Origin of the sequence: Rufibacter aurantiacus (assembly GCF_017916345.1) — a bacterium.
Lineage (GTDB): Bacteria > Bacteroidota > Bacteroidia > Cytophagales > Hymenobacteraceae > Nibribacter > Nibribacter roseolus.
In genome coordinates, this window is the sequence record NZ_JAFMSV010000001.1 from 634,979 (window position 1) to 650,437 (window position 15,459).

General features: G+C 44.8%; 12 protein-coding genes. 2 read left to right on the top strand and 10 right to left on the bottom strand.

Features of this window, described 5'->3' with window-relative positions; genetic code table 11:
- Positions 1-109: 109 nt before the first annotated feature.
- The 10 genes from J3P34_RS02580 to J3P34_RS02625 form a co-directional block, all read right to left on the bottom strand.
- Complete coding sequence (locus J3P34_RS02580) at positions 110-1,069, bottom strand: N-acetylneuraminate synthase family protein (RefSeq protein WP_210486299.1); 960 nt, start codon at positions 1,067-1,069, stop codon at positions 110-112.
- 25 nt (positions 1,070-1,094) lie between these two features.
- On the bottom strand, positions 1,095-1,808 hold the full coding sequence (locus tag J3P34_RS02585) for an acylneuraminate cytidylyltransferase family protein (protein ID WP_210486300.1): 714 nt from the start codon (positions 1,806-1,808) through the stop codon (positions 1,095-1,097).
- A 3-nt stretch (positions 1,809-1,811) separates the two neighbouring features.
- Positions 1,812-3,557 carry a nucleotide sugar dehydrogenase gene (locus J3P34_RS02590; RefSeq protein ID WP_210486301.1) on the bottom strand — a complete coding sequence of 582 codons (1,746 nt, stop codon included), beginning with the start codon at positions 3,555-3,557 and terminating at the stop codon, positions 1,812-1,814.
- Positions 3,558-3,559: 2 nt separating this feature from the next.
- Entirely contained in the window at positions 3,560-4,642 is a 1,083-nt protein-coding gene (locus J3P34_RS02595) for a hypothetical protein (RefSeq protein ID WP_210486302.1), read from the bottom strand.
- Between the two features lie 62 nt (positions 4,643-4,704).
- On the bottom strand, positions 4,705-5,679 hold the full coding sequence (locus tag J3P34_RS02600; RefSeq protein ID WP_210486303.1) for a UDP-glucuronic acid decarboxylase family protein: 975 nt from the start codon (positions 5,677-5,679) through the stop codon (positions 4,705-4,707).
- A 1-nt stretch (position 5,680) separates the two neighbouring features.
- Complete coding sequence (locus tag J3P34_RS02605) at positions 5,681-7,033, bottom strand: UDP-glucose dehydrogenase family protein (RefSeq protein ID WP_210486304.1); 1,353 nt, start codon at positions 7,031-7,033, stop codon at positions 5,681-5,683.
- A 79-nt stretch (positions 7,034-7,112) separates the two neighbouring features.
- Entirely contained in the window at positions 7,113-8,192 is a 1,080-nt protein-coding gene (locus J3P34_RS02610; RefSeq protein ID WP_210486305.1) for a mannose-1-phosphate guanylyltransferase, read from the bottom strand.
- Positions 8,193-8,250: 58 nt separating this feature from the next.
- Positions 8,251-10,158 carry an asparagine synthase (glutamine-hydrolyzing) gene (gene asnB / locus J3P34_RS02615; protein ID WP_210486886.1) on the bottom strand — a complete coding sequence of 636 codons (1,908 nt, stop codon included), beginning with the start codon at positions 10,156-10,158 and terminating at the stop codon, positions 8,251-8,253.
- 479 nt (positions 10,159-10,637) lie between these two features.
- Complete coding sequence (locus J3P34_RS02620; RefSeq protein ID WP_210486306.1) at positions 10,638-11,615, bottom strand: UDP-glucuronic acid decarboxylase family protein; 978 nt, start codon at positions 11,613-11,615, stop codon at positions 10,638-10,640.
- A 42-nt stretch (positions 11,616-11,657) separates the two neighbouring features.
- Complete coding sequence (locus tag J3P34_RS02625) at positions 11,658-13,010, bottom strand: UDP-glucose dehydrogenase family protein (RefSeq protein ID WP_210486307.1); 1,353 nt, start codon at positions 13,008-13,010, stop codon at positions 11,658-11,660.
- 338 nt (positions 13,011-13,348) lie between these two features.
- Between J3P34_RS02625 and J3P34_RS02630 the strand changes: the two genes are divergently transcribed.
- Both J3P34_RS02630 and J3P34_RS02635 read left to right on the top strand, forming a co-directional pair.
- On the top strand, positions 13,349-14,434 hold the full coding sequence (locus J3P34_RS02630; protein ID WP_246853504.1) for a mannose-1-phosphate guanylyltransferase: 1,086 nt from the start codon (positions 13,349-13,351) through the stop codon (positions 14,432-14,434).
- Positions 14,435-14,995: 561 nt separating this feature from the next.
- The gene (locus J3P34_RS02635; RefSeq protein WP_210466251.1) at positions 14,996-15,442 is read left to right on the top strand and encodes an ArsI/CadI family heavy metal resistance metalloenzyme; all 447 of its coding nucleotides are present in this window, start codon (positions 14,996-14,998) and stop codon (positions 15,440-15,442) included.
- The last annotated feature ends 17 nt before the right edge of the window (positions 15,443-15,459 follow it).

The window sequence follows — 15,459 nt, forward strand, 5'->3', positions numbered from 1 at the left end:
CCATCATATTTTCTAAACTACTAACCGCGCTAAGTAAAAGAGAATCAAGTATATCCTCATAATAATATACTTGATTCTCTAAAAAGCATGCAGTTTATTTTAGATACCTTTATAATTGTTGGTTTTCTTCCCAATTATAGATAACTTTTTCATCCACTTTGCTAGCGAAGCGGCCACGATAATAATCACGGTTAAGAAGTTCTGCCTGAGATAGAGGCCGAGTAGCTTTTCCCAAGGTCATTTCCCAATTAGGCAGTTCTCTTTTGATAATTTCCATCATCTCAAAACGGCTTAAGTCAGCAAATTCTCGCAATTCTTTTACCATGGAAGGAGTGATCGAGACTACTCCATCTCTTGTCTGATCTGGAGGCAATACAGTATAGTGACGCTCAATGCAGCTTGCGCCAAGAGCCAAGGCAATTTTTGTTGCCCACAAGCCGGTGGTAGATGGTTTTGAATGGTCTGAATAACCTACTTGGTGCGTCAGTTTACGCAAGAAACTCATTCTTCTTAAGTGTACATCTTCCAATGGAGTTGGATAAATAGTTACGCAGTGCAATAAATGGAAATTTGTACCTCTTAAAACCTCCGCTGCCTTAATAATTTCATCATCATACGTAGCTCCGGTAGAGACAAATATGGTGGAGAAGTATTTCTTCAGGTCTTCTAGTAAAGGATATGAAGCACAATCATAAGAGGCTACCTTTATTGCCTCATAGCCTAAATCTTTGATATCCTTTACTACTGATCTGGTAAAAGCAGTTGTCATTGGTGCAACACCAGCTCTCCAGCATTCCTCTACAAACCATGATTCCTGCTCTAGCGTCAAGTCTAGCTTCTGCAAGCGCTCGTACTCTGCCTGATAAGGTCGTTTAATGGTCTTTTGAGTACCATCAGCATTTACTTCACCTTCATCAAATCTTTCACGATGCGTAAGATCACTTGATCTGATAGATTGAATTTTTACATAATCAGCGCCATTAGCCGCTGCCTCATGTATCATTTCTTTTAATATCTCTTTGTCACCATTGTGGTTTTGGCAACATTCAGCAATAATGATAGGCTTCATTTCCAATTATATTGTAATTCAAAAATTATTCTTGTTCTGTTCTTTTTGGGGCAATATACTCTTGGTACAGCCATTCAGCGTACCGAAAATCATGGATACTGTCAATGTTAGCAGACAACTCTTGCGGCATCTCTAATGCTCTACAATCATTACCTTTAAACGAATTTTTCAACATGGTTTCTCTACGAGTTAAGTAGATTGCGCCATTTTTAATGTAAATCTTTCGTAATTCCTGTCTGGGCTGATTTTCATAATCTTCGCAGAAAGGTGGATCCACAATTTTTCCCTCCTCAATATACTTCATACGGGCAGGATGGTGTCCTTCCACATCTACTACACTGATCACACTATCAGAGGCAGTTTCCTCCAGAATCTGAATAGCTTTATTTATATCTTCTGTCCTCCTGAAAGGAGTAGTAGGTTGCAACATCATGATGGCATCATACTGTTGCCCTTCTAATTCCTCCACAGTTTTGAGAGCATGCTGCATTACTCCTACTGCATTAGCCAAATCTGTGGCGTGTTCTGAAGGACGTATAAATGGAACATCTCCTCCCCATTGACGGGCTATTTCTGCAATCTCCTCATCATCTGTACTTACTACAGTTCTGGTAAGGTTTGAACCTGCTGCAGCTTCAATAGTCCAAGCTAAAAGGGGTTTATCTCCAATTGGCTTGATGTTCTTTCTAGGAACACCTTTTGAACCTCCTCTGGCTGGTATAATCCCTAAAATTCTCATCTATTAATTATTTTCAATGGAAGAATGAGTGAAGCTAATACCCATGTAGGTACTTGGTGCCGCATGCAGTATTTCCTGATAGCGAAACAAATGCCAACCATCATAGATGATAGGCTTCTCATTCATAGAACGCACCATCTCATAAATATCTAATCTTGCATAAGAGCGATGATTGTTCAGGAATAAGATAGCATCTTTGCCTGCAAACCCTTCCGGAATTGTTACTGGTTCTATATTGAACTCTTTGATTTCTTCTGCAGATGCTACAGGATCATGTCCTGCTATAGACTTTACTTTGTCTCTCAACAACTCAAGAATCTCAATAGAAGTTGAGTTTCTGATGTCACCAGTCTCTGGATACCCTTTGAAAGCTAGACCACATACCAAGATGTTAGCCTCTTTTGGATTTTTGCCATTCAATCTTAATTGCTCTAGCACAGAGTTAGCTACAAAGTCATGCATGGACTCGTTAATCTTTCTACCCTGCTCAAATAATGTGGTGTCAAAATCCAGCTTATCAGCTACTGTGGCAAAAATGTATGGATCTTTGGTTAAGCATGGTCCACCTACGCCTGGGCTTGGCAGAGGCACTCTGTCTCTTGGATATCCTTTATTGGCAGCATTGATGGTACTAACCACGTCAATATTGAAATGCGAGGCGATTTGAGCAATATGGTTAGCATAGGAAAACACCACATCTCTGAAGGTATTATTCACTAACTTGGCCATCTCAGCAGCTTCTAAAGAATCTACTCTAACTATAGTTGGCGTTAGCTCCCTGAAAAGAGCCACCGTTGCTTCTACAGATTCAGGATTGATACCACCTACCATCTGAGGTAGTTCACGTAACTCTTGTATAGCTTTTCCCTCAGCAGTTCTCTCTGGGGCGAAAGACAGGTGAAAATCACGGCCCGCTACTAATCCAGATTCGCTTTCAATTATAGGAGCTACAAACTCACGGCTAGTCCCAATAGGAACAGTAGAACGCAAAATCACCAAATTACCAGGCTTTATATGCCGACCAATCAACTCAGATGCATCTTTCAAATAATCATTAATGAGTATTGTTTTACCAAATGCATCTTTCTTAACGGGTGTACCAACGGAGATGATGTACACATCACCATCTTCAGGCATCTGAGTTGAAGCTCTAAAATTCTTTTGGCTCTGCTCCCGCAACATTTCCGGCAAACCTACTTCATGTACATAAGATTCACCTCTATTCAGAGCTTCAACTCGCTTCTGGTCAATATCAACTCCTGTTACTAAGAATCCCTCATCAGCTAATACTAGGGCAAGAGTTAACCCCACATAACCTAAACCAATTACCACCACATGACGGTGCGTTGCTACCCGCTGTTCCCATAGTTGATGGTAATTCAATACTTTAACAGGTGTTTTGTTCTCATCTACCAAAATAATCTTGCTCAAGAATTTATTACCTCCGCGTTTTCTCTGAGAAAGTGCTTGGGGTAACTTGTCTAAAATATCTTGGTAAGAAGAGTTTTCCTGAAAAGCAATTGGATTTTCGCGCATGACTTCACGCGCTTTTAAATCAAATGATTTATGCTCTATATAGGCTCTACGAATGTCGCCGTCTGTGATAGTACCTACCAAAACCCCATTATTGTCCAGCACAAGACAAATACCGCCAGGGATACTACCCTGTGCAGGAATATTCAGTTTGTCCAGTACCTCAGTGAGAGGACTTTCAAGATTAGCGCAAATAGGCTTTAGTCTATTATCCATTATTAAACGAGTTGTTTCAAATGATTTACAAGCCAGTTAACGGAGGCATTCACCCCGTCCTTAGGTCTTGTCAGTATCTTTTCTTTTGATTGTTTGTATGCAGCGGAGGCCAAAAAGTTTACAATTTTATCTTTACTTTCACCTAGGGCACTTGGTGTGCCTAAATTGATTCCAATTTGCAATTGTTCCACCATTTGTCCGTTATGAGTCATCTCGATGTTTCCAGCTTCATGTATAGAGGCAATAGGTACGCCATAACAAACTCCATCTGTAAGAGTTCCCACCCCTGGTCTGCAGACAATCAGATCCAAAGAAGCAAAACTTGAAGCAGCATGATCAAATATCTTTATGTTTTCTCCTCCAAATTTAGCCCAAAGCTCCTTAGGTAGAAATATTTCAATATCTTTTGAGTGCGATAGTTCAACAGCCAAATGTTCTAATTCATTTGTAATAGAGTCTGTTGCACCACCAAGTAATGCTATTTTGTATCTTTCCTCACTTTCTCCTCTTTTTCTTATATGCGTATTGCCTTCACAAAACCAAGGTAACGGAACTGCCTTAGCCTGCGAAGTTACTCCAGGCATTACTATATCCCTAACACAAAGCATAAAAGGAGTGTGCTTAGTTAACAAAGCACGCTCCTCTTCTACAAATGCTTGGATAAAGGGATTATTGGGATACGCATCTTCAAGAATATCAGACCATAGGAAAGATCCTAAAAGCACAGCATCTCTACGATAATGTAGTACTTGCGTTAAGTTATCACTTAGCACTACATCAGCACTGTATAGTTCTTTAACATTTTCTAAGCGTTTGTGCCATTGCAACAATCTTCTGTCTTGATAGTTCTCTGGATTCTTGTCCCAGTACACACCAGGGAACACAAGTCCAGGTAATACACGAACCTTCTCCTCCTTGAAGAAAGCAACTGCTACATCCCAGTCCTGCATCCTATCAATTTGCCACTGTTCACATGCTACTGTTATTTGTCCGTGAGGAAACTGCTTTTGCAACTCACTTAGGACAGCAATGCTACGCTTATAATGGCCAAGGCCGTTATGGCAAATAACAGAGAATATTTTCATCTTTCTAAGAATGTCTCTCAGCACCTCTGTATCTGCAGAGGCTTATAGTGTAAGGAAAGCGTTTAAAAAGTGCGGTGCTCTGCTTCTGAAGTTTCAATATGTTCTTTAAAGTACTCTAAAGTTCTTCTTAGTCCCTCTGTCCTAGACACCTTTGGCTCCCAACCCAAAATTTCTTTCGCTTTGGTAATATCTGGACGGCGCTTCTGCGGATCATTCAGTGGCAACGGCTGGTATCCTAACTTGAAAGGTGAACCGGTCAACTTACAGATCTCCTCTGCAAATTCTTTAATAGTGATCTCATTAGGATTTCCAACATTCACTGGAAATGGATAATTACTTAGAAGCAATTTATAAATACCCTCAATTAGATCATCTACATAACAGAAAGACCGAGTTTGGGAACCGTCCCCAAAAATGGACAATTCCTCTCCACGCAGCGCTTGGCTTAGAAAAGCTGGAAGCACCCGTCCATCATTTAGGCGCATACGAGGACCATAAGTATTAAAAATACGTACTATCCTAGTCTCTACTCCATGATGTGTATGATAGGCCATGGTTATGGCCTCTTGAAAACGTTTAGCTTCATCATAGCACCCCCGCGGACCTACAGGATTTACATTCCCCCAGTACTCTTCTACCTGTGGGTGTACTTCAGGATCGCCATAAACTTCAGAGGTTGAGGCTATGAGCATTCTTGCCTTTTTGGCTCTGGCAAGACCTAATAAGTTGTGCGTTCCCAATGAGCCAACTTTCAAGGTCTGAATTGGTATTTTGAGATAATCAATAGGTGAAGCTGGAGAAGCAAAATGCAGGATATAATCTAGATGCCCCGGTACATGCACATACTTGGAAACATCATGATGATAGAACTCAAAATTTTCCAGTTGAAACAGATGCTCAATATTCCTAAGATCTCCGGTAATCAGGTTATCCATGGCAATGACATGGTACCCTTCTTTCACAAATCTATCGCAAAGATGGGAGCCTAAGAATCCTGCCCCCCCGGTGATTAAAACTCTTTTTCTAGGTTCAGACATCTTAGTTTGTCATCTCTGTTACGGGTTGTACCTCTTGCACGCCAATACCATAGTAAGCAAAGCCTAGGCTTTGCATTTCTTTTGCCTCGTAGATGTTACGGCCATCAATGATAACTTTGTTTTTCAGCAGCTTACCAATCACTTGGAAGTTGGGAGAACGGAACTCTGGCCACTCTGTCACAACTAATAATGCATCAGCGTCAATCAGAGCCTCATACTCGTCTTTCGCGTAAGTCACTTGCTCATTCTCACCAATCATATGTTGGGCCTCTTTTATGGCTACTGGATCATAGGCTACAACGCTGGCACCTTCTGACAAAAGCTTTTCAATGATTACCAATGAAGGAGCTTCACGCATATCATCTGTCTTAGGTTTGAAAGAAAGTCCCCACAAAGCAAAAGTTTTTCCAGTTAACTGCCCCCTAAAGTGTTTCATTACTTTGTTGAACAGTACTTCTTTCTGGTTCTCATTAACAGACTCTACTGCCTGTAGGATCTGCATTTGGTAGCCGTTCTCGTGGGCCGTCTTGATCAGGGCCTTCACGTCCTTGGGGAAGCAGGAGCCGCCGTAGCCGATGCCCGGGTAGATAAACTTGTTACCAATACGGCTATCACTACCAATACCCCGGCGAACCATGTTTACATCTGCTCCCATGATTTCACAGAGGTTGGCGATGTCATTCATGAAGCTGATCTTGGTGGCCAACATGGAGTTGGCCGCGTACTTGGTCATCTCGGCACTAGGCACGTCCATGAAGATGATCGGGTGCCCGTTCAACAGGAACGGCTTGTATAATTTGCGCATCACCTCCTCAGCCTGGTCAGAGTCTACACCAATCACAATCCGATCTGGTTTTAAGAAGTCATCAATGGCAGCTCCTTCTTTCAGAAATTCTGGATTAGAGGCTACATCAAATTTCAAATCTGATTGGCGTCTCTCCAACTCCTCTGTAACAGCCTGCGTTACTTTTTTAGCAGTTCCTACGGGTACTGTGCTTTTGGTTACCACTACCAAGTAATCATTCATGTGCTGCCCAATTTCACGGGCTACTCCTAGCACATACTTCAAGTCAGCGCTACCATCTTCTCCCGGAGGTGTTCCTACTGCAATGAAAGCAGCGTCACAACCCTGAATGGCTTTAGCCAGATCTGTAGAGAAATGCAGCCGATCTTTTGCCACATTACGTAACACCATTTCTTCCAAGCCAGGCTCATAAATAGGCAGAATTCCTTGTTTTAAATCTTCAATCTTCTTGACGTTTACGTCAATACAAGTCACATCAATACCTACTTCGGCAAAGCAAGTACCAGTTACCAGGCCTACATATCCTGTTCCTACCACAGCAATCTTCATGAACGACGAAAATTTATATTAAAATGAAAAAGTATTGTTAATACACTTTTGAGTAATTAGTTAAAAGCTCTAGAATTATTTATAAGTAGCTTTCTCCAAAGGCTTCGTTTACTTCTTGTGATATTTTTTTAATATCCTGCTCTTTATCTTTAGGATAAATCAGTAATACAGAGCCATCATCTACCACAATGTAGTTATTTAGCCCTCTGATAACAGCCAATTTATCCTCTGGAAGTTGAATGACACAATCATGGGTATCTTGCAGATGCATTTTTTTACCTGAAAGCACATTTTTGGTTTCATCTTTATCCGCCACATCATAAAGAGAAGCCCAAGTTCCTAAATCTGACCACCCCATCTCAGCAGGAATAGTATAAATATTATCAGCTTTCTCCATTACGGCATAATCAATAGAGGTATTAGGTGCTTGTGGGTAAATCCTATTGATAAAAACCTCTTCATGGTTAGTGTTATAGATATCATATCCTTTAGCAAATAAAGTATATAATTCAGGGCAGTGTTTTTCTAATTCATTTAAGAAAGTAGATACTCTCCAAATAAATACACCTGCATTCCATAAGTAACTTCCGCTTGATAGGAACTCTTCAGCTTTTTCTAAGGCCGGTTTTTCTGTAAATCGAACCACTTTATGCAAACCTTGCATACTGTTTTTACTATAGTTAATATATCCATAGCCAGTATCAGGTCTGGTGGGTTTGACACCTAAGGTAATGAGCACCTTATTAGATGCACTGAATATTAAAGCTTGCCTTAATTTATTTATAAATACATCTTCATAAAGGATTAGGTGATCTGAAGGAGCTATCACAATATTTGCCTTTGGATTAAGTTTGCTTACCTTAAAAGAGGCATAAGCAATACAAGGAGCAGTATTGTTACGAGAAGGCTCATTTATGATGTTACTATGCCTTACTTCTGGCAATTGACCTTTGATGATGTCTACATACTGGTTATTTGTAACAATAAAAATGTTATCCGCTGGACATAACTTAAGGAAACGTTGGTAAGTTAACTGAAGAAGAGACTTGCCTATTCCTAGAATATCAATAAATTGTTTAGGAAAATGATTCCGACTTTTGGGCCAGAATCTACTTCCTACACCTCCAGCCATTATCAATACATAATTATCACTAGCCATTTATGTCTCTTTTAAAAAAATTAGCTATGTTTTTAAATTTTAAGAGGTGTAACAAGTACTAAGCCATCCACTTCTTCCACCAGTGCTGGAATACCACCAAGGCCCAAATACGGGCATGAATATCTCCTGGATTCTTGGAGAACAGCTGGGCTTTTAGACGCTGGATTTCTTTCAGGTTGAAGATTCCCTGGGCTTCAATGAAGGCATCTGACAGAAGGTCATCCATGATCATGGGCCGGAGTTCGTTTTGGAACCATTTTAGCAAAGGAACCTCAAAACCGTGTTTGGGGCGTTTGTACAGTTCAGCCGGCAGCATCTCGCGGAAGGCATCCTGCACAATCTTCTTTTTCATGTTGCCGTCAATTTTGGAGGACTGTGGCAAGGAGAAAGCGAAGTTCACCACTTTATAATCCAGGAAGGGCGTACGCACCTCTAAACTATTGGCCATTGACATGAGGTCCACTTTGGTGAGCATGTCATTGGGGAGCACGAGCTGCATATCAGTTAAGAGCACCTCGTTTATATCCCCTTTTTGGGAAAGGTGGCTTAAAATCTTTTGGCGGCGCTTCTTGTAAACATCCTTGGAAAGTATCTTTTTGGATCTACCGCTGAGCAAAGATTTAGCATCTTCTTCGGTGGCGAAGGAGGCCCAGCGCCAGTAACGGTCTTTGGCGGAGAGGTTCATGCCCTCGCCAAACCGCTGGAACTGCCGGATACGGTTACCGAAGGTAGAATTCCTGGACTTGGGCATCATTTCCCATACCGGTAGCAAAGCGGCCACTGCTTCGGCGGCAAATCCGCCTTGGCGCACTTTATACTCGGCCATGTGCTTGTTATAGCCGGCGAAGAGCTCATCGGCACCGTCACCTGACAACGCAACGGTCACTTTCTGGCGGGTATAGTGGCTGAGAATATTCACGGCCAAAGCCGATGAATCTGCAAAAGGCTCATCTATGTAATCGAGCGCCCGGAACAGGTGATCGTATAGGTCATTGTTCGTAAGCGAAAAGACCGTGTGGTTGGTCTTATATTTATCAGCCACCAATTTGGCGTACTTGGTCTCGTCAAAGAATGGTTCGTCTTTGTACCCGATGGAGAAGGTATTCAGGTGCTGTGTATGGCGCGAGGCCAGAGCTACAATCGCGGATGAATCGATCCCACCGCTTAGGAATGCGCCTAAAGGAACATCAGAGATCATGCGGCGCTGCACCGCACCGTCCATTAGGTCCACCAGCTTTTTCTGCTGCGCCTCATAGGAGAGCGTATTGTGCTTTACCTTTTTCTCGTCGTACGGAATCTTGTACCAACGCTTTATCTCCACTTTGCCTTTCTTCCCCACCATAAAGTAATGGCCAGGCATCAGTTTCTTGACACCTTTGAAGATAGAAGCTGGTCCGGGAATGTAGTTCAACTGCAGGTACTCGTACAATGAGGCATAATCCAGCTTGCGCGGGATACCGAACGCCAGCAGAGACTTCATCTCAGACGCAAACACCAGTCTGTCCTCATCCTGGAACATCAGCAGGGGTTTTACGCCAAACCGGTCACGTGCTACAAACAGGGTTTCCTCCTCTTTGTCATAGATGGCGAAGGCAAAGAAACCGTTCAGTTTCTTGAGGAAAGAAGGCCCTTCCTCTATGTAGTATTTCAGCAATACCTCAGTATCAGAATGCGAGAAGAAGGTGTAGCCTTTTTCTACAAGCTGTTTTTTAAGCTCCTGATAGTTGAAGATCTCGCCGTTGAAGACGATAGTGTAGCGCTCATTTTCTGTATGCATGGGCTGACATGCCACATCACTCACATCAATGATGGATAGTCGCCGATGGCCCAACCCTACGTTTCCATGGGTAAAATGACCTCCCGAATCTGGGCCGCGCAGTTGGAGCGCGTCAGTGGAGGCTGGTAAACGATCAACGGCCAAACGGCCTTCCTGAGTAAAAGCGTAGATTCCTGATATACCGCACATATTGCCGCAAAGGTACGACATATCCTTGAGATGGTTTTACTATATCGGATAGATTATACTTCACCATTCAAATGCACTTCCAGATGAAGCCTCCAAACAAAGCTAACTATCTAGTAAGCAAATGCTTATTCAACAAAAAACAAATTGTTAAGAATTTACTCTTACTTTTAACTTTTTAAATCACCATTTGTGTTTTTTGACAATTTTATAAATAATCCAAGCAAAACGGCTTCAGATGATTTCACCCAGGACCCTCTTCTGCTTTGAACTTTGTCACAGCAGGACAGTTAGGATTTGCTTTTAAAGGTCAACAATTAACAAAAGCCCACATAAAACAGCTATCTATAGATACATCCATCCTGAACTATATAGCTGCTGGCTCCCTCTTCTTTCAACATGATATAAATGGTCACTAATAAAAAAGGGATTGCTACCAATCGGCAGCAATCCCTTTTTGACCTGTTTTTATAATAGGAGCTCTAAAACGCCCGATGCTCGACCTCTTCGGCGTGGACGTTCTCGCGGAAGTACTCCAGGGTCCTTCTCAATCCTTCTTCCCTGGACACCTTGGGTTCCCAGCCCAGCAGGGCCTTGGCCTTGGAGATGTCGGGGCGGCGCTTCTGCGGGTCGTTCTCGGGCAGGGGCTGGTAGCCCAGCTTGAGCTCTACCCCGGTCAGCTTGCAGATCTCCTCGGCGAACTCCTTTATCGTCACCTCGCTGGGGTTGCCGATGTTCACGGGCAGGGCGTAGTCGCTCAGCAGCAGCCGGTAGATTCCCTCCACCAGGTCGTCCACGTAGCAGAAGGAGCGCGTCTGGGAGCCGTCCCCGAAGATGGAGAGCTCCTCGCCCCTCAGGGCCTGGCCCATGAAGGCGGGCAGCACGCGGCCGTCGTTGAGGCGCATGCGGGGGCCGTAGGTGTTGAAGATCCTGACGATGCGCGTCTCCAGGCCGTGGTGCATGTGGTAGGCCATGGTGATGGCCTCTTGGAAGCGCTTGGCCTCGTCGTAGCAGCCGCGGGGGCCCACAGGGTTCACGTTCCCCCAGTACTCCTCCACCTGCGGGTGCACCTCCGGGTCGCCGTACACCTCCGAGGTGGAGGCGATCAGCATCCGCGCGCCCTTCGCCCTTGCGAGCCCCAGCAGGTTGTGCGTGCCCAGGGACCCTACCTTCAGGGTCTGGATCGGGATCTTGAGGTAGTCGATGGGCGAGGCGGGGGAGGCGAAGTGCAGGATGTAGTCCAGGTGCCCCGGCACGTGCACGTACTTGGATACGTCGTGGTTGTAGAACTCGAACTGCTCCAGTTTGAACAGGTGCTCTATGTTTTTGAGGTCCCCGGTGATCAGGTTGTCCATCCCGATCACGTGGTAGCCCTCGTCTATGAAGCGGTCGCACAGGTGAGAGCCTAAAAACCCTGCGGCGCCGGTGATCAATACGCGTTTTCTGTCCGTTTTTGCCATTATAGCCCTAAAGTAGCGTCTGTATGGTTTCTTCTCTGTCTTTTAGTTGGTGGTCTCCACGATGGGCAGCACTTCCTTCACCCCGATGCCGTAGTAGCAGAAGCCCAGTTCCTGCAGCTCCTTGGCCTCGTAGATGTTGCGCCCGTCGATGATGACCTTGCTTCTGAGCAGCTTGCCGATGACCTGGAAGTTGGGCGAGCGGAACTCGGGCCACTCGGTCACAATCAGTAAAGCATCAGCGTCAATCAGGGCCTCGTACTCGTCCTTGGCGTAGCTCACCCGCTCGTTCTCCCCGATCATGTGCCTGGCCTCCTTGATGGCCACCGGGTCGTAGGCCACCACAGAGGCGCCCTCGGCCAGGAGCTTGTCTATAATCACAAGGGACGGGGCCTCGCGCATGTCGTCGGTTTTCGGCTTGAAAGACAGGCCCCACAGCGCGAAGGTCTTCCCGCTGATGTCGCCCGAGAAGTGCCTCATCACCTTGTTGAAGAGCACCTCCTTCTGGTTCTCGTTCACGCTCTCCACCGCCTGCAGGATCTGCATCCGGTAGCCGTTCTCCTGGGCCGTCTTGATCAGGGCCTTCACGTCCTTGGGGAAGCAGGAGCCGCCGTAGCCGATTCCCGGGTAGATGAACTTGTTGCCGATGCGGGAGTCCGAGCCGATGCCGCGGCGCACCATGTTCACGTCCGCCCCCATCAGCTCGCACAGGTTGGCGATGTCGTTCATGAAGCTGATCTTGGTGGCCAGCATGGAGTTGGCCGCGTACTTGGTCATCTCCGCGCTAGGCACGTCCATGAAGATGATCGGGTGCCCGTTCAAGAGGAACGGCTTGTAGAGCTTGCGCATCACCTCCTCGGCCTTTTCGCTTTCAACACCAATAACAATTCTGTCAGGTTTGAGGAAATCATCAATAGCTGCTCCTTCTTTCAGGAACTCGGGGTTGGAGGCCACGTCAAAAGAAAGATTAGAACCTCTTTTCTCTAACTCCTCGGCCACGGCCTGCTTTACTTTCTTGGCTGTCCCTACCGGTACGGTGCTTTTGGTCACCACGACAAGGTAGTCGTCCATGTGCTGGCCGATCTCCCTCGCCACGCCCAGCACATATTTAAGATCCGCCGAGCCGTCCTCGCCCGGAGGGGTGCCCACCGCGATGAAGGCCGCATCGCAGCCCTGGATCGCCGAGCCCAGGTCCGTGGAAAACTGCAACCGCCCCTTCTCCACGTTGCGCAGCACCATCTCCTCCAGGCCCGGCTCGTAGATGGGCAGGATGCCCTGCTTGAGGTCCTCGATCTTCTTGACGTTCACGTCTATGCACGTCACATCGATGCCCACCTCGGCGAAACACGTGCCCGTCACCAGGCCCACGTAACCAGTGCCTACTACTGCAATTCTCATAATAGATATATTAGAATTATACTTTATTTGAACAAAAAACAGGTTACCCTTACGATTTCTTCATACAAACATACCCGTATTCTAATCAAAAGCAAAAAAAGTTACAACCCTTCTATAATTCAGACAAATTAACTACTCCATTTATGGTACATTTCTTGAAAATCACATAATAAAAGCTATTAGCGGCTCACAAATTTGTAATTATATACTTCTTTCCAACGTTTGCATTATATATTTTAATAAATTAAATATTTTTTTGCATATTACCTACACAACTGTAACTTTGTTTCACTTCATAAAGCGTCAGTAGCTCAATATTTTCACTCAAGTTTAAGGTTATGAAAGGTTTATCTGAGAACACATTTGTAGTTGTGATGGCTGGCGGAGTTGGCAGCAGGTTCTGGCCTTTCAGCAGAAATAACTACCCAAAACAGTTCCACGATGTTCTAGGCATAGGGGAAAGCATGATTCAAACCACTGTAAAACGCTTTTCCTCGGTTTGCCCTAAAGAAAACATCTACATAGTAACAAACAGAGAGTACAGGGACTTAGTAAAGAGTCATTTCCCAGACCTAAGTGACGCCCAGATTTTACAGGAACCGATTGGCAGGAACACTGCTCCCTGCATTGCCTATGCCTGTTACAAGATAGCTCAGAAGAATCCGCTGGCCAATATCATAGTAGCCCCTGCAGACCATGTTATTTTACGGGAGCAAGCCTTTTTAGACTGTATACAGCAAGCTTTGGAAGTAGCCTCTAAAGAGGACATCCTGGTGACCTTAGGCATAAAACCCACTCGGCCAGACACGGGCTATGGATACATCCAATATATAAAGGATACCTCCCAATGTTCCATGAAAGTGAAAACCTTTGCGGAGAAGCCCACCTTAGAAAATGCTTTGAAATTTATTGAAAGCGGGGATTTTGTCTGGAATGCAGGTATTTTCATCTGGAATGTTCAGTCTATTCTTAAGGCATTCAGAACCCATCTGACAGATGTAGCGGATCTTTTTGAGGCAGGCACAGCCAGCTACTACACGCCAGAAGAAGAGACATTCATTGACGACACCTACACCAACTGCCGCAACGTCTCTATTGACTATGGAATTATGGAGAAGGCAGATAATGTGCATGTGATTTTAGGTGATCTGGGCTGGTCTGATGTGGGCACCTGGAATTCACTGTACAGCATTGCAGACAAAACCCCTGAGGGGAACGTGGTAGACGGCGATACCATGCTTTACGATACCCAAAACTGCATCATCAAAACCCCTCAGGATAAACTTGTAGTCATTCAGGGTCTGCAGGATTACATTGTAGCGGAACACAACAATGTTCTAATGATCTGCCAACGCAAAAATGAGCAGCAGGTCAAGGACTTTGTCTCCCATGTGAAGGAAAGTAAGGGAATGGAATACGTCTAACCTAATCAAAAGAACTTACCAATACTACTTCTTAAATTTCCAATCTCTACAACCATCCTTTTACAATTCTATTAGGTGTTGAGGGGTTTAAGGAAAACGCATTGCCATTCTGGAGCATGTTTCAACCGCAACTCTAGGCAAGCTGCTTTGCTTCTGGATTATACATAGCTTTAAAGCCTACGAGACATTGCATACACCTGCTTTAATTAGCCGCTTTCCTTGCTGAATTTGGCTCGGAATTCTGAGTGCGACTGTTATAGCCTTTTTCTGATTGCTTCACCCATAGCAAACTATCTCTTTTCTGAATTATCCTAAGCCTTATTCCAATATGAGAGGAATGGAGGCACAAATGCAAACTGCCAAATCTATCAATTAGATTTCTCCAATGTTTACAGTTAGCGCAAACTTGGGCCCTTAGTTTATTCCATTGGGTACAAAGGCTTGATTTTAGGTGCATCTCCATTGAAACAGCCAAAATCAAAAAAACTTAAGAAATCCTGCGTCTTTTCAGGCAACTCTCCGTCATCAGGGCAAAACTAAGAAACCCTAAAAAATTAAGCCATGAAAAGATTACATGTAAACATCAGTGTAAAAGACTTGCAGGAATCTGTTGAGTTCTACACCGCGCTTTTCGCTGCCCAGCCTACCGTACTGAAAACCGATTACGCCAAATGGATGCTGGAGGACCCGCGCGTGAATTTTGCCATCTCCAGTCACCAGGGAAGCATTGGCATTGAGCACTTGGGCATCCAGGCGGAAACACCAGAGGAGTTACAGGAAGTATACGGCCGATTAACACAGGCCAAAGGCACTATCCGCAATGAAGGTGCCACCACCTGCTGCTATGCGCAGTCAGAAAAGTCCTGGATACGGGATCCGCAGGGAGTAGAATGGGAAACGTTTTATACCTTTGGAGAGTCCACCACCTACGGCGGTGAGGCCAAGGCAAACGCCTGCTGCGCCCCTACTTGCTGCACACCCACTACCCAGGAAATCGCCACTGTTTAACCCGTAAACCTCTGATG